The following is a 14,776-nucleotide window of genomic DNA, read 5'->3' as shown; positions in this document are numbered from 1 at the left end:
TTGATCGGGAAATTGAAATGGAAATGAATGGAAGAAAGGCGCTGGTTACTGGCGCTGCCGGAGGGATCGGCGCAGCAATTGTCCGCCAATTGCGGCAGGCCGGCGCGCATGTTGCCGTGGCGGACAGATCAGTTGACGGGATCGAGGCCGAAGCGCACCTGCCCGGTGATCTCAGGGACGCTTCGTACAGCGACGCGCTTCCCCAAGCGGCCGCGGACCTTCTGGGCGCGCTGGACATCGTGATCAACAATGCGGGCGTGATAACGCGGGGCACCGTCACCGAAACCACGAATGATGACTGGTCACTGTCCCTGGGTGTCAATGTCGAAGCACCGTTCAGAATCTGTCGGGCCGCGATTCCGATCCTGGCCCAATCGGGGGGCGGGGCAATCGTCAATACGGCATCGTGCTGGGGCTTGCGGCCGGGGCCAAACCATGCGGTTTATTGTATGACCAAGGCGGCCATCGCCTCGCTGACGCAGTGCATGGGAATGGACCACGCGCATCAGGGCATTCGCATCAACGCGGTGTGCCCGAATGAAGTGAACACGCCCATGCTGAGGTCCGGTTTTGCAAAACGCGGGTTCGATCCGGATACTGCCGTGGCCGAATTGGGTGCAACTGTCCCCCTGGGACGGATTGCCGAGCCTGATGACATCGCAGATGTCGTCCTGTTTCTTGTCTCGGACGCGGCGCGTTATGTCTGCGGCACATTGGTTGAGGTCAACGGAGGTAAGCCAGTCACATGAACCGATTCCAAGGCAAGGTTGCCCTCGTCACAGGCGGCCGCAGCGGTATCGGCCGTGCCATCGCGGTCAGGCTGCAGCAAGAAGGCGCGCGCGTCTTCACGGCCCAGCGTGGGGCGGACACAGAATTTGAAGGCATCGCTGCGGATTTCACCAGACCTGACAGCCCGGCGCAGGTGATCAATGAACTGATTGCGAAGGCCGGGCGCCTTGATGTTTTGGTCAACAATGCAGGGATGATGCAGGAAGCCTCGGTCGAGGACATGAGCCTGGACGACTGGCAGCGGACCCTGACGGTCAACCTGACGGCACCGTTTCACATGATCAAGGCCGCCTTGTCGCACCTTCGAAAAACGCACGGCAACATCGTCAACACCGGCTCGATCGAAGGTCTGGGCAGCAACCCCGGACATGCGGCCTATGGGGCGTCCAAGGCCGGACTGCACGGGCTGACCCGCGCGGTCGCGGTCGATCACGGGCCCGAGGGCATCCGGTGCAACGCAGTCGCGCCGGGTTGGATCGACACGGACCTGAACGAGGATTTCATCGCCTCGATGCCGGATCCCGAAGCATTTCGCCGGAATATCGGGCGCATCCACCCCGTGTCCAGAACCGGAGCACCGGAAGAGGTTGCGGCCCTTGTCGCATTTCTGGCATCAGATGACGCGGCTTTTGTCACCGGACAGGTCTATACCATCGACGGCGGACGCATGGCAAAGCTCAGCCTGCCGGGATAGGGCAGATCATTCCTTGCCTGACCGCCATTCCTTCCACATCAGGTAGGTGTTGGCGCCCAGCGAGGCGAAGGGTTCGGGCGGCAGGCGCGGAAGCTCCGGTTGGGCCAGAAAATGACTGGCAATGTCCGACCCGCCCTGCAGGATCAGCTCGGCAATGCCCATTCCCTGCAATGTCCCGCGGGCAATGCCCAGCCCGTTTTGGCAACAGGCGGAATAAACCCCGTCGTCCAGTTCGCCAAAAGCGGCCGCGCCATTGCGGCTGAGGCACAGCATTCCGGCCCAGCGGTGTTCCATTTTTACGTCCGGCAAATGCGGAAATCTCTCGCGGAACTTGCGGTCATGCACCCAGCCCGCATTGCGCAGGCGCATGTTTGTGGTCTCGATCGAAGGATGAAAGCTGGAACAGGTCCGGATCAGGATCCGGTCGCCATAACTGCCCGAGATGCGCCGCACGGATGTTCCCATCGGATCTGCCGGTGTCACCGACCAGCGAGATTGCCCACCCAGCGTTTTGATCTGAGCGTCGGTCAGAGGCGCTGACAGTGACGCGTAAAGGCAAATATGCATCAGCCGACTTTGGTAGAACCCAAAGCTTTCGACATGCCCATTGTTGGCCAGCACAATCCGTCCGGTCGTCACCCGGGCTTTTGGGGTCGTGACAACCCAGCCGTTTCCCTGTTTTTCGAAGCCTGAAACCGGTGAGTTTTCGAACACATCAACTTGTCCGGCCAGATGTGCTGACAATGCCCGGATATAGGCTGCGGGCTGGACCATGACAGTCCCCGGCGCAAACAGGCCCGAGGTGTAATGTGGACTGCCCGTGAGTTCCTGCATCTGTTGCTGATCGTAAAGGGTGCAGGGTTCGCCCAGCCGTTCCAGATGCGCGGCATATTCGCGGTTGTGCAGATCGCCTGACGGGGTGGCAGCGGCGTTGAATTTGCCGCAGGGATCGAACACTTCATCGGACAGGACACAGTCCTCGGCCACCTGCCGCGCAAAAGCGATGGCCTTTCGGTTCAGCGCGATGGTGGCCCTGTCGGCCTCAAGCCCGTCGCCCGCGTAATTGTCCGAGGCCAGATCATGCGGCAAATCGATCATGAAGCCCGAATTCCGCCCGGCTGACCCTTCCGCGAACCGCCCGGCCTCAAGCACGGCAATCTTCAGGGAAGGATCAAGCTGGTGCAGGCGTCGCGCCGTGCTGAGGCCCGCAAACCCGCCGCCAACGATGGTGATGTCGGCGCTCAGGTCCTGTTGCATCTCAGGAAGCGGTGTCTGAGCGGGCAGAATGGCATTCCACCCCGCCGCGCCGGTTTGGCGCGGCAGCCGTTTTGCTTCGTACCGGCTCAATCCACTGCCTCGTCCGCATCGTCGGCCAGATCGATCCAGATTGTTTTCAACTGGGTGTACTGGTCGTGTGCATGGACCGAGTTGTCGCGGCCACCAAAGCCCGACTGCTTGTATCCCCCGAATGGTGTGGTGATGTCGCCTTCGCCAAAGCTGTTCACCGTGACTGTTCCCGCCCGGATTGCCCGCGCGCCACGAATGGCGCGTTTGGCATTGGCCGTGAAGATCGAGGCGCACAAACCATAATCGGTGTCGTTGGCGATCTTGATGGCCTCATCAAAGCCCGACACTTCGATTACCGACAGAACCGGGCCAAAGATTTCTTCCCGTGCCAAGGTGGCGTCGTTGCCGGGGACTTCGACGACCGTGGCTTCGACAAAACCCTTTTCCGCCTTTCCGCCAATCACGACGCTATCGGCCTGATCCAGATAGCTGCAAACCTTGTTGTAATGGCCTTCGCTGACCAGCGCACCCATGCGGGTTTCCGGGTCCAGCGGGTCGCCGATGTTCCATTGTTTGGCGTGATGGGCGATGCGCTCCAGCAGCTCGGCCTTCACATCCTTGTGCACGATCAGACGTGATGAGGCCGAGCAGTTCTCGCCCATATTCCAGAACGCGCCATTGACCACGTGCGCCGCCACGCGGTCGAGGTTTTCGGCATCCTCCATCACGATTGCGGGGTTTTTGCCGCCCATCTCCAACACCACTTCCTTGGCGTTGCTTTCGGCGGAGTAGGTCAGGAACCGCTTGCCAGTCACGGTGGAGCCGGTGAAGGACACCATGTCGATATCCATATGCCGCCCGATGGGCTCGCCCACGTCGGCGCCGCCACCCGGAACGATGTTCAGAACACCGCGTGGCAGTCCGGCCTCCATCGCCAGTTCGGCCAGGCGCAGCGCGGTCAGCGTGGTTTCTACCGCCGGTTTCACCACGACCGAACAGCCCGCCGCCAAAGCAGGCCCGATCTTCCACGCCAACATCAGCAGCGGGAAGTTCCACGGCAGCACCAAGCCCACAACACCGATCGGTTCACGCACGACCATGGCAATGTGATCGTCGCTGGCGGGGCTGACCTGATCGTATATCTTGTCGATCGCCTCGGCATGCCATTTCAGGCAGTGGATGGTTTCAGGCACGTCCACGGTTTCGCAGTCATAGATGGTCTTGCCGCTGTCGATGCTCTCCATCACCGCCAGTTCGCGGGCGTTGCGCGTCATCAGCTTGCAAAGCCGGATCAGCACGTCCTTGCGCTGGGACGGGTGCAGTTTCGACCAGCGCCCATCGTCAAACGCCGCGCGCGCCTTTTCGACGGCGAAATCCACATCCTCGGTTCCGCAGGCCGCGATATCGGTCAGCTTATCGCCGGTGGCCGGGTTTACGGTCTCAAACGTCTTGCCGGACATCGCCGGGCGGAATGCGCCATCAATGAACGCGCCGGTCGGCAGCTCCAGATTGGCAGCAATGGATTTGTATTCGTCCCTAGTGTGCAATCCCATGCCTTAACCCTCCGCCACAATGTCTGCGATTTTTTGTCTGAGAACACGCGTCACCTGTTCCAGCGCGCGCTTGTCGTCCTTGTTGAGACCCTTCAGCGGAGGCCGCATCGCGCCCGCGTCGATCCCGTTCATGGTCACGCCATGCTTGATGGTTTGGATAAACTTGCCGCCCTGTTCCAGCACTCGCATCAGCGGCATCATCGCGGACATGATCCGGCGGCCCTTGGCAAAGTTGCCTTCGATCACACAGGCGTTGTAGAGCGCCACATGCTCGGCAGGCAGGAAATTCGACCCACCACAGACCCAGAACGGTGCGCCCCAGGCAAAAAACTCGAGCGCCTGATCGTCCATGCCGCATCCCAGCTGGATATGCGGATAGTCCCGCGCCAGCAGGTGGACCCGGTTGATATCGCCCGAGCTTTCCTTGATGCCGCAGAAATTCCGGCTGCGGCCGACGCGGTCGAGGAACTCTTCGCCCATCATCGTGCCGGTGCGGTGCGGATAGTTGTACAGCATCACCGGCAGGTCTGCCGCCTTGTCGATGGCCAGTGCGTTCAGCGCGTTTTCGCGGTCGGTCGGTACCGAATAGGGCGGGCTGGCCAACAGGATGGCGTCTGCGCCAATCTCGCGCGCGCCCGCGGCCAACGCGATTGAATCCGGTGTCAGCATCGCACCGGTGCCGACCACAAGCGGCAACCGGCTTTTTAACTGCTCATGCGTGAATTTTGCCAGCTCAAGACGCTCGTCAACGGTCTGCGCATAGTTCTCGCCGGTCGAGCCGCCCGAGATCAACCCGTGCACACCATGTGCGATCAGGTATTCGATCACGTCGGACAGGGCGTCCCAGTTGACCCGGCCATCTGCGTGGTAGGGGGTTACGACAGGGGTGTAGATCCCCTCAAATCTGAAAATCGGGTTCATTCCGTCCTCATGCAGGTTTCGACAGGGGCGGGGCACCCATCGGGACATTCAGCGCCTCAGGCATCACAAACAGTTCGATCTGATCGCGCGACAGGTTCCAGTGATCGGTCGCCAGCTGCGAAGCAGCCACTTCATCGCGCGCTTCGATGGCGGCGATGATAGCGTCATGCTGGCGGCTCGCCTCGGACAGGTTTTCGGTCATTTCAACGCTTTGGGGGCGATAAAAGGTCATACCGATGCGGGCGTGATCGATCAGCAGCCGGTTGAACGACGGCAGCAGATAGACATTCGCCGACATCTCGCCGGTCACTTCGTGAAAGCGGTTGTTGGCCAAGGCACGATCCTCGGGCGACCCGGTCCGCAATGCCTCTTTGAACTTTTGCTGCGCCACCTTTAGGTCATCGATCTGCCGGGGCGTTGCGTTCAGGGCCGCCAGACGCAGAATTGCCCCATAGACCATCGGCGCGGCCAGAAAGAAGTCGCGCAGGGTGGTATAGGACATCTCGGACACGCGCGCGCTGCGGTTGGTGCGCAGATCCAAATACCCTTCGCCCGCCAATTGCCTGAACACCTCGCGCAGCGGGGTCCGGGACAGGCCAAAGGCATCCGACAGATGCGCCTCGTCAAGATCGGCACCGGGACGCAGGCGCAGGGTCAGAATGGACACCTTCAGGTGCTCCCTCAGGTCTGCCTTGCGTGATTTGCCGTCTTCTTTCATCCCAAATCCTTTGCCAAGCCCCGATGCATACCCTTGCGAATCGCGTGGGCGCCGAGTAGCTGGCCGATTTGTATTCGATAAAAATACAACTTGTATACAGTAAAAAATAGTGCAGCATCACCGAAACTTCGCCACGGGGTCGCAGGCCGACGCCCAGCAAACGGAAACCGACATGCAGCAGACGCAGCACATCACCTTCATATTGGTTGAGGAATTTTCGCATCTGGCGTTTTCATGTGCCGTCGAGCCATTGAGAATCGCCAATCTGGAAAGCGGGAAAGACCTGTACGAATGGTCCTTTGCATCGGAACATGGCGAACAGGCCGTTTGTTCAAATGGGTCCGTGACGCTGGTCCATTCCGGGCTGGATAAACTGCCCAAAACTGATCAGTTGTTCGTCTTATCCGGTATTCACATGCGCAAACACGTCACGCGCCCGTTGCTGGCTGCTTTGCGTCGCGAGCGTGCCCGCGGAACGCGGATCGGCGCGCTGTGTTCAGGCGCCTGGGTGCTGGCCGAGGCCGGATTCCTGGACGGAATGCAGGCCGCCATTCACTGGGAATACCACGACGCGTTCATGGAAGCCTTTCCCGAGGTGAATCTGGTGCGCAGCGTGTTTACGGCTGACGAAAAGCACATCACGGCATCGGGTGGCACCGCCACTGCGGACCTGATGCTGCACCTGATCGAAAAGGAACATGGCCGGGAACTGTCAGTCGCCGTTGCCGATCAGATGGTCTACAACGCGGTGCGTAATGCCACCGCAAGACAGCGCGTCTCGCTCCAGTCGCGCAACGGGATGCGAAACGCCCATCTGGCCAGGGCAATACGGATCATGCGCGACAGCATCGATGCACCGGTTTCGCCCTCGCAAATCGCCGGAGAAATCGGGATTTCCGCACGCCAGTTGGAGCGGTTGTTTGGTAAATACCTGAACACGTCCCCCAAGAAGTACTGCATGGAGCTGCGTCTGGAACGGGCCCAGAACCTGCTGCTTCAGACCGAGGCCTCGGTCACCGAGGTTGCCTTGGCTTGCGGGTTCGAAAGCCCCGGGCATTTTTCGCGCGTGTACCGATCCAGTTTTGGCGTAACCCCGCATATGCAAAAGACAAAAATCAACTGATTACAAACAACGGCCGGTGCGCCTCGGACGGAATGGAGAGGATAATTGGGCGGGGGGAGCCTCATGACCAGATGACAATCAGACCGGTCAGGCGCTCACCCCCTGACCCTGCCCAGTTACCCCCTCGTTAAAACTGTACTGGTCAAATGGCAGGCAGGATTGATTGTTTTTGTCTCAGGAAAGGGGCGCAACTATTGCCAGATCGTGTCAGTTCTATGTAATTTTTTGTCGTATTTCTTCGAACTGTGGCATCCTCTTAAGAAATGCAGTCAGAAATTGAATAAATGGCCTTTGTTTCGCGCAAGCAGTTGGGTGAGACGGGTCACTCCGCTTCAGAATCGCCGCTCTTGGATTTGCTGTAGCTCTCCCAGATATCCGGACGCCTGTCCCGAGTCAGCTTTTCGGCCATGCTGTGGCGCCATTCAGCGATTCGGCCATGGTGCCCGGACATCAGAACGTCGGGAATCGGCCGCCCCTTCCATTCGGCGGGGCGGGTATATTGCGGATGTTCCAGCAGCCCCGACGAAAAACTCTCATCCTCGGTCGAAGCCTGATTGCCCAGCACGCCCGGGATCAGCCGGACCGTCGCGTCAATAAGGGCCTGTGCTGCAATCTCGCCCCCGGTCATGACGAAATCACCAAGCGAAACCTCCTGAACGCCGTAATGCTCCAGCACCCGTTCATCGACACCTTCGAAGCGGCCACACAGCAAGGTCATGCCGTCACATCGCGCCAGCGACTGCATCATGGCCTGGTTCATCGGCCGGCCGCGCGGACTGAGGTAGATCAGCGGCCAGTTGCCTTGAACGCCCGCCATCGCGTGTTCAATCGCCTCGCCCAGAACATCCGGGCGCAGGACCATTCCGGCCCCGCCGCCGGCCGGCGTGTCATCGACATTGCGGTGCTTGCCGACCCCAAACCGGCGCAGATCGATCGTTTCCAACTGCCACAACCCCTCTTGCAGGGCTTTGCCGGTCAGGCTTTCGCCCAACACGCCGGGGAAGACCGACGGGAACAGCGTGATGATCCTGGCTTTCCACACGCCATGCAGATCGGGTGTCGGCGTTATCAATTCGCGTGGTTTCAGCGTGGGCCGGATCGCCTTGCGGCCATGGGATTTGTTGGGCTTGTCAGTCATGGGGTCCCGTAGATCTCATCCTGCACAGATTCGATGATCGCTGCTTTCTGACGGGTCAGCGCGGCCTCGTCCAGTCGTGACCGGTTCAACGCCAGAAGCTCGGTCAATGTGTCTTCCGGCAGGCTGGGATTGACCTTGTTCGGCGGTACAATCCGGGCGGTTTTGTCTCGTGACAACCTGAGAAACTCTGCAAATGGCGCACCGGGGCCAAAACGGCGCTGTAGCATGTCTTCCAGCCATTCCGACTGCACGGTGACCGATGGCAGCTTGTCCCGAATGTTGTTCACTGTGTCTTCAAGCGAGGGCAGTTGATCAAGGTTGGAACGGAAGGTTTCGAAATCCTGCACCATCCGCGTGCGTTGCAAATCATGCGCCCACAGGCTGCGCAGCCATGCGCCGCGCTGGCGCAGCGACAGATAGAGCGTAATGTCCAGATCCTCTCCGACCAGCCGCTGTCGGATCGAGTCGACGATACACGCGGCCAGATCCGGGGCCGCAGCGTAGCCCTGGCTCAGGTTGCGACTGGGGCGCAGGCCGCTGAAATTCTCTTCGCTCAGGATCAGCCCGCGTTTGGTTCCGAATTCCAGTGTATCCAGAAACTCGCGCATCTGGCCGCCAAACTCGGCCAGCGTTCCCACTGTCCCATAGACCGAGTGACGCGTGGCCGCACCGGACAGCCCCGTCTTGCGGGTCTTGTAAGGCAGCACCAGCGCGAAATGGGGCCAGATCAACTCGCGGTTTTCATACAGGAAGGACTGCGCCGCAGTGGTGCCTGTTTTGTGCAGACCCAGATGCAGCATTATCCGCCGCATTACAGTAGACCCTCCGGCGGGTCGGCGATGATACGACCCTGATCCAGATCGACCGTCGGCACGACCTCAAGCGTGAAGGGCAGCAGAACCGTGGTGTTCATCCCCGGCCCCTGCAGTTCCAGCAGGTCTGCCGCGCCATGGTTCTGCACCGATTTCACCCGGCCCAGAAGCGTGCCGCCGGTGTCATAGACCTCAAGCCCGATCAGGTCCGTATGATAAAACTCGTCATCCGGCAGCGAGGGCAACTGGTCGCGCCGCGCAAACAGGCGCAGGCCCTTGATCGCATCCGCCTGCTCCTTGGTTTCAATTCCACCCAGCCGCGCGGCAAAGCCGTTCTTGATCGTCCGGGTCAGCACAAGCGGATACCGCTCCGCGCCGCTTTCGTCGGTCAGCGGGGAATATGATTCGATGTCTTCGGGGGTCGCGCAGTAGCTTTTCAGCCGCACTTCGCCCCGCACACCGTAAGACCCGGCGATACTGCCTACACAGATCAGATCAGTCATTGGACCCTTCCACCGTCACACAAACTCCGTCCTGCCAGTCTCCGCGCGTGGCACAGGCGTCGCGCTGATTGCTGCGTTCGAAAAACACGCCAACAATAAAAGCGATCATCAGCAGGATGGGAAGCCGCATCAGCCCAAACATAAGTCTATCGCACCTCGACGGTCAGACTGTCCTGACGATTTTCCCAACCGGCACGCTCCAGTTCCGGCGTGTCTGACAACGCCTCGGGCCAGCCGATGCAAAAATACCCGATCAGGCGCCAGCTGCCCGGCACTTTCAGGTCCTGCGTCAACCGGTCGGGGTCCAGAATGGACACCCACCCCAACCCCAGCCCCTCGGCCCGCAGGGACAGCCAGAACAAGGTGATCGCGGTGACGACGGAATAGCGGCGCATCTCGGGCATCGTGCCTGCGCCCAGCCCCAGACCCTTGTCCGTGGCATCGTCGCAGAAGACAGCCAGTTGCACAGCGGCCTCGCGCATGCCCGACAACTTGAGGCTGCTGTAAAGCTGCGCCTTCTCGCCGGAGTATCCGGCAAGGGCCTCGGCATTCGCGGTCTGGAAATTCTCAAGCGCCGCAGTGCGGGCTTTTTCGCTTTTGACGCGGATCACGCGCCAGGGTTCGCTCAGCCCCACGGATGGGGCCAGTCGAAACGTGTCGAGGCAGCGCGTCAGCACTGCCTCGTTCACGGCATCGGCGCGGAACCGGCGCACATCGCGCCGGAGCCGCATCAGCAGATCGAACTGCGTGCGGAAATCATCACTGAAGGTCTGATCCTGCACGCGCCCGCCTTGCTTATTCTTCAGCAGCAGCTTCTTCAGCCGGTGCGGCAGCGGCTTCAGCAGCCTTTGCAGCTTTCTCTTCCGCGCGCTCCTGGGCTTTCTTGCCCGGGGTACCCTTATTGGGGTTGTTGCGCTCGGCCTTGTCGCGTGCGCCGGCTGCTTCCAGCATGCGTGCGATACGGTCGGTGGGCTGAGCACCCTGGTCCAGCCAGTACTGAATGCGCTCCATGTCCATTTTCACGCGCTCTTCGCTGTCTTTCGGCAGCAGCGGGTTGTAGGTGCCCAGTTTCTCGATGAAACGGCCGTCGCGGGGCATGCGGCTGTCAGCAGCCACGATGCGGTAGAAAGGACGCTTTTTCGAGCCGCCGCGGGCGAGACGAATTTTCATTGCCATGGTGGTATCTCCTTTGAATGGCATCACGCCAAAGGCGTGTCTTGTGAAAGCCGGGCAATCCCGGTTTAGTTCTGGTGTTTCTTATGGTGTCGGATGACTTCCTGAATGATGAAGTTCAGGAAAGCCTTGGCGAAATCGGGGTCCAGATCGGCCTCTTTCGCCAGGTCTTCTAACCGTGCGATCTGCGCAGCTTCGCGCGAGGGATCGGACGGGGGAAGGTCGTGTGCGGCCTTGAGCTTGCCAACGGCCTGCGTGTGCTTGAACCGCTCGCCCAGCGTATAGACAAGGATCGCGTCCAGCCGGTCGATGCTCTCGCGGTGATCCTTCAGCAACGCAGCAGCCTGTGTCACGGGGTTGGTCATCGGCCGGTCCTTTCGGAGGTCATTGGGTTAATCTGCGGGTGGCGCCAGATCTGGGCCTTTTTGCCCAGCAATTCACCGTCGCGCTCGTAGGTGGCCCCAAGCCGCCCGGCCAGGGCGCGCGAGCGGTCGTTCGCGTGGGCAATGTACGAAATGACGCCGTTCAGGCCCTGGTGCCGCGCCGCATAGGCCCGGGCCGCGTTCGCAGCCTCATAACCCAGACCTTTGCCTTCGGCCTCGGCCATCAGGGTCCAACCCAGTTCGGGTTCGGCCCAGCCGGGGACATCAATCATACCGGCCCATCCCACGAAGGCGCCACTGGCCTTTTCGGTCAGATGCCACAGGCCATAGCCTCTCAGTGCCCAGTGTCCCAGCCGGCTTGCCAGTGAACTCCAGCAGGCGAATTCATCCTTGGGTCCGCCAACCATATGGCTGCGTTCGGTCGCAAAGAATGCGGTCATTGCGGGCAGATCACCCAATTCGGGCGCGCGCAGGATCAGGCGCTCGGTTTCAATCGAAGGGATGGTGAATGTCGTCATGCGAGCCCCTCCGAAATCTGGTCGGGGCCAGGATGGCGGTACACCAGTTCGGTGCCGTGCGAGACGTTTTCGAAACTGCGCTCGTACTGCGCGCCCAGCCGCTCGGCCAGCGCGATCGAGCGTTCGTTGCCCGGAAAGATGTTCGAGCTCAGCGTTTCGAACCCCAGAACCTCATAGGCATAAAGGCGCACCTCTTCAGCGGCCTCACGGGCAAATCCCTTGCCTTCGCTTCCGGCGAACATGACCCAGCCCAGTTCCGGTTCGGGCCAGCCCTCCGGCGACCACAGTCCGACAAAGCCCACTGGCTGGCCGTGATGCGTTTCAACGGTCCAGAAGCCGTAGCCGTGCAGAACCCAATGGCCGATCATGCTGGCAAACCAGCGCCACGCCTGATTGCGGTCCAGCGGGCCGCCAAAGCCCCAGCTGCGGTCCTTGTCGGCAAAGAAATCCGCGACATTGTCGAAATCCCGCGCCTCGGGTCCGCGCAGGATCAGGCGTTCGGTTTTCAGGGTAGGAATGCAGAGGTCTATCATGCGTAGGCCTCCATCCCGCCATTCACCAGATCAGCCGGGGCAGGGTGCCGCCAGATTTCGGTTTTGCCGAATTTGGGGTGGTCATAGTGATATTCGAACTGCGCCCCCAGACGTTGGGCCACCGCCTTGCTGGCGTGATTATCCAGATCGATCAGCGAAATCGCCGTTTCCCACCCCAGCACGTCATAGGCATATGCCCGTGCGGTCAGCGCGGCTTCGGTCGCATAGCCCTTGCCGGTGGCGTGGTTCATCAGTGTCCAGCCGACCTCGGGCTCGGGCCAGCCTTCCGGACACCAAAGACCGATCCGCCCGACATAGGTGCCGGTGTCCTTTTCATCGACACTCCAGTACCCGTAGCCGCGCAACGCCCAATGGCCCAGAAGCGAGGCAACCAGACGCCATGTCTCATCCCGGCGCAGCGGACCGCCGACATATCTCGCGGCATCGCTGGCGAAGAACGCTGTATCGGCGTCAAGATCCGCTTCCGACGGCGCGCGCATAATCAGGCGCTCAGTCTCAAGGGTGGGTATGGCCAACGCAAGTGTCATGCCTGCACCTCGCCATAACGCCAGACATGCTGATCCGCGCCAAACGCGTGCTCTGCATTCACGTCCCGCACAGCGCCCAGCCGTTTGGCAAGTGCATTTGATCGGGTGTTGGATGCCGACACATAGCTAACGAAGCAACCCGATCCGAGAAGATCAAAGCCGAAATCGCGAACCGCGGCACAAGCTTCGGTCGCATAGCCCTGCATGCGATGATCGGCTGAAAACAGATAGCCAAGCTCGGGTTCCTGATCGCCCCATTCGAGACCCAGAACGACAAAGCCAATGGCCACTTCCTGATCTCTCAATGCGGCCGTGAACAGGCCATGGCCATGCAGAAGCCAACCGGATGAATAGTACGAGAACTCGGTCCAGGCTTCCTGGTCGGTATCGCCAAAGCTTTCCTTGCAGATCGCTTTCCATAGCGGCAGATCATTCAGGGTAGGAGCACGCAGAACCAACCGCCGGGTCTCAAGGACCGGCAGAGCCGCGCGATACCGCGCTGCTGCCATCGCCGCCTTTCCGGACGGGGGCTGGGTGCAGCGTGCTGGCGTCACTTTTTCTTTCCGAACCCGCTGAGACCCGGGGGCAGAGCCATGCCGCCACCCATTCCAGGCATTCCGGGCATCTTGCCGCCCATTGCCTTGGCGGCCTGTTCCAGCGCCTTGGGGTCCATGCCAGCGGCCATTTCTTCGGGCGAGGGGCCACCTTTGCCGAACATGCCTTTCATGGCCTGTTTCAGCATCTTGCCTTTGCCCATCTTGCCCATCTTCTTCATCATGTCCGACATCTGCCGATGCATCTTGAGCAGCTTGTTGAGGTCGCTGACCTCCATTCCCGAACCGGCTGCAATCCGTTTCTTGCGGCTGGCCTGCAACAGCTGAGGATTGGCGCGCTCGCGCTTTGTCATCGACTGGATCATGGCGATCTGCTGGCGCAGAATCTTGTCGTCCAGACCGGCCTGATCCATCTGCTTGGCCATCTTGCCCATGCCCGGCATCATGCCCATCATGCCCTGCATGCCGCCCATCTGGATCATCTGCTCCAGCTGCATCTTCAGGTCGTTCATATTGAACTGACCTTTGACCATGCGCTTCATCATGCGCTCGGTCTGTTCCATCTCCATCGTTTCCTGGGCCTTTTCGACCAGAGCAACTATGTCGCCCATGCCCAGAATACGACCGGCGATCCGGTCCGGCTCGAAGGTTTCGAGCGCATCCATCTTCTCGCCCAGACCGACAAAGCGGATCGGCTTGCCGGTCACGGCGCGCATCGACAGCGCCGCGCCGCCGCGCCCGTCACCGTCCATCCGGGTCAGGACCACGCCCGAGATGCCGACCTTGGCGTCGAATTCTTCTGCCACCTCGACGGCGACCTGACCGGTCAGGCCGTCGACCACCAGAAGGGTCTCGCGTGGGTCGACCGCATTGCGGACCTGCTCGACCTCGTCCATCAGGACTTCGTCGATATGCAGACGGCCCGCGGTGTCGAGCATGTAGACATCATAGCCGCCCAGCGTTGCCTGCTGCTTGGCGCGTTTGGCGATATCGACAGGTTTCTGGCCTGGCACGATCGGCAGCGTATCGACGCCAACCTGCGTGCCCAGAACGGCCAGCTGGTCCATCGCCGCCGGGCGATAGACGTCCAGCGAGGCCATCAGGACCTTCTTGCCCTCTTTCTCTTTCAGGCGTTTGGCGAGCTTACCGGTGGTGGTCGTTTTACCCGAGCCCTGCAGACCGACCATCAGGATCGGGGCAGGTGGGTTGTCGATCTTCAGCTTGCCGGGGTCTTCTTCGCCACGCAGGGTATCGACCAGTGCGTCATGCACGATCTTGACGACCTGCTGACCGGGGGTGATCGACTTGGTCACTGCCTGCCCGGTCGCCTGTTCCTGCACCTTCTTGACGAATTCGCGGGCCACCGGCAGCGAGACGTCGGCCTCAAGCAGCGCAACGCGAACCTCACGCAGGGCGGTTTTGACGTCTTCTTCGGACAGAGCACCCTGTTTGGTCAGCCGGTCAAAGACGCCGGAAAGGCGTTCGGATAGATTTTCAAACATGCCTTCGGCCTCCTATGCCGTTTATCT

At 60.7% G+C, this 14,776-nt stretch carries 19 protein-coding genes; 3 read left to right on the top strand and 16 right to left on the bottom strand.

What is annotated here, in order from left to right; genetic code table 11:
• Positions 1 to 17 precede the first annotated feature (17 nt).
• The gene (locus ACR0J8_RS15685; RefSeq protein WP_480891044.1) at positions 18 to 749 is read left to right on the top strand and encodes an SDR family NAD(P)-dependent oxidoreductase; all 732 of its coding nucleotides are present in this window, start codon (positions 18 to 20) and stop codon (positions 747 to 749) included.
• On the top strand, positions 746 to 1,483 hold the full coding sequence (locus tag ACR0J8_RS15680) for an SDR family NAD(P)-dependent oxidoreductase (RefSeq protein ID WP_480891038.1): 738 nt from the start codon (positions 746 to 748) through the stop codon (positions 1,481 to 1,483). Before ACR0J8_RS15685 ends, ACR0J8_RS15680 begins: the two co-directional genes overlap by 4 nt.
• Before the next feature lie 6 nt (positions 1,484 to 1,489).
• Here the strand turns inward: ACR0J8_RS15680 and ACR0J8_RS15675 are convergent, their stop codons facing one another.
• The 4 genes from ACR0J8_RS15675 to ACR0J8_RS15660 are packed head-to-tail and all read right to left on the bottom strand — an operon-like array spanning position 1,490 to position 5,962.
• On the bottom strand, positions 1,490 to 2,830 hold the full coding sequence (locus ACR0J8_RS15675) for an NAD(P)/FAD-dependent oxidoreductase (protein WP_480526179.1): 1,341 nt from the start codon (positions 2,828 to 2,830) through the stop codon (positions 1,490 to 1,492).
• Positions 2,827 to 4,323, bottom strand: coding sequence for an aldehyde dehydrogenase (locus tag ACR0J8_RS15670; RefSeq protein WP_480526181.1), 1,497 nt, complete (start codon positions 4,321 to 4,323; stop codon positions 2,827 to 2,829). Before ACR0J8_RS15670 ends, ACR0J8_RS15675 begins: the two co-directional genes overlap by 4 nt.
• A gap of 3 nt (positions 4,324 to 4,326) precedes the next feature.
• Entirely contained in the window at positions 4,327 to 5,244 is a 918-nt protein-coding gene (locus tag ACR0J8_RS15665) for a dihydrodipicolinate synthase family protein (protein WP_480526183.1), read from the bottom strand.
• Positions 5,245 to 5,251: 7 nt separating this feature from the next.
• On the bottom strand, positions 5,252 to 5,962 hold the full coding sequence (locus ACR0J8_RS15660; RefSeq protein ID WP_170612034.1) for a GntR family transcriptional regulator: 711 nt from the start codon (positions 5,960 to 5,962) through the stop codon (positions 5,252 to 5,254).
• 172 nt (positions 5,963 to 6,134) lie between these two features.
• Between ACR0J8_RS15660 and ACR0J8_RS15655 the strand changes: the two genes are divergently transcribed.
• On the top strand, positions 6,135 to 7,085 hold the full coding sequence (locus ACR0J8_RS15655; RefSeq protein WP_480891095.1) for a GlxA family transcriptional regulator: 951 nt from the start codon (positions 6,135 to 6,137) through the stop codon (positions 7,083 to 7,085).
• 322 nt (positions 7,086 to 7,407) lie between these two features.
• Here the strand turns inward: ACR0J8_RS15655 and trmD are convergent, their stop codons facing one another.
• From trmD to ffh, 12 genes are all read right to left on the bottom strand, one after another.
• A complete protein-coding gene (gene trmD / locus ACR0J8_RS15650) occupies positions 7,408 to 8,223 on the bottom strand; it encodes a tRNA (guanosine(37)-N1)-methyltransferase TrmD (protein ID WP_480891035.1) in 816 nt (271 codons plus the stop codon).
• Positions 8,220 to 9,035 carry a hypothetical protein gene (locus tag ACR0J8_RS15645; RefSeq protein ID WP_480526189.1) on the bottom strand — a complete coding sequence of 272 codons (816 nt, stop codon included), beginning with the start codon at positions 9,033 to 9,035 and terminating at the stop codon, positions 8,220 to 8,222. Before ACR0J8_RS15645 ends, trmD begins: the two co-directional genes overlap by 4 nt.
• Positions 9,035 to 9,538, bottom strand: coding sequence for a ribosome maturation factor RimM (rimM, locus tag ACR0J8_RS15640; protein ID WP_480526191.1), 504 nt, complete (start codon positions 9,536 to 9,538; stop codon positions 9,035 to 9,037). The genes ACR0J8_RS15645 and rimM overlap by 1 nt, the downstream gene beginning before the upstream one ends.
• Positions 9,531 to 9,680, bottom strand: a complete 150-nt coding sequence (locus ACR0J8_RS15635; protein ID WP_170612024.1) for a hypothetical protein — start codon at positions 9,678 to 9,680, stop codon at positions 9,531 to 9,533. The genes rimM and ACR0J8_RS15635 overlap by 8 nt, the downstream gene beginning before the upstream one ends.
• 4 nt (positions 9,681 to 9,684) lie before the next feature.
• Positions 9,685 to 10,320 carry a 5,6-dimethylbenzimidazole synthase gene (gene bluB / locus ACR0J8_RS15630; RefSeq protein WP_480526193.1) on the bottom strand — a complete coding sequence of 212 codons (636 nt, stop codon included), beginning with the start codon at positions 10,318 to 10,320 and terminating at the stop codon, positions 9,685 to 9,687.
• A 13-nt stretch (positions 10,321 to 10,333) separates the two neighbouring features.
• Entirely contained in the window at positions 10,334 to 10,714 is a 381-nt protein-coding gene (gene rpsP, locus ACR0J8_RS15625; RefSeq protein WP_480526195.1) for a 30S ribosomal protein S16, read from the bottom strand.
• 65 nt (positions 10,715 to 10,779) lie between these two features.
• Complete coding sequence (locus ACR0J8_RS15620) at positions 10,780 to 11,076, bottom strand: chorismate mutase (RefSeq protein WP_039541590.1); 297 nt, start codon at positions 11,074 to 11,076, stop codon at positions 10,780 to 10,782.
• Positions 11,073 to 11,612 carry a GNAT family N-acetyltransferase gene (locus ACR0J8_RS15615; protein WP_480526197.1) on the bottom strand — a complete coding sequence of 180 codons (540 nt, stop codon included), beginning with the start codon at positions 11,610 to 11,612 and terminating at the stop codon, positions 11,073 to 11,075. The genes ACR0J8_RS15620 and ACR0J8_RS15615 overlap by 4 nt, the downstream gene beginning before the upstream one ends.
• Entirely contained in the window at positions 11,609 to 12,145 is a 537-nt protein-coding gene (locus tag ACR0J8_RS15610) for a GNAT family N-acetyltransferase (protein ID WP_480526199.1), read from the bottom strand. The genes ACR0J8_RS15615 and ACR0J8_RS15610 overlap by 4 nt, the downstream gene beginning before the upstream one ends.
• Positions 12,142 to 12,693: a GNAT family N-acetyltransferase gene (locus ACR0J8_RS15605; RefSeq protein ID WP_480526201.1), complete on the bottom strand. Its 552-nt coding sequence runs from the start codon at positions 12,691 to 12,693 to the stop codon at positions 12,142 to 12,144. The genes ACR0J8_RS15610 and ACR0J8_RS15605 overlap by 4 nt, the downstream gene beginning before the upstream one ends.
• The gene (locus tag ACR0J8_RS15600; protein WP_480526203.1) at positions 12,690 to 13,247 is read right to left on the bottom strand and encodes a GNAT family N-acetyltransferase; all 558 of its coding nucleotides are present in this window, start codon (positions 13,245 to 13,247) and stop codon (positions 12,690 to 12,692) included. The genes ACR0J8_RS15605 and ACR0J8_RS15600 overlap by 4 nt, the downstream gene beginning before the upstream one ends.
• Positions 13,244 to 14,749: a signal recognition particle protein gene (ffh, locus tag ACR0J8_RS15595; protein WP_480526205.1), complete on the bottom strand. Its 1,506-nt coding sequence runs from the start codon at positions 14,747 to 14,749 to the stop codon at positions 13,244 to 13,246. The genes ACR0J8_RS15600 and ffh overlap by 4 nt, the downstream gene beginning before the upstream one ends.
• Positions 14,750 to 14,776: the final 27 nt, after the last annotated feature.

This window comes from Ruegeria sp. N11, assembly GCF_056531525.1.
The sequence above is the reverse complement of the archived record's forward strand: the minus strand, read 5'-3'. Positions and strand labels throughout refer to the sequence as shown.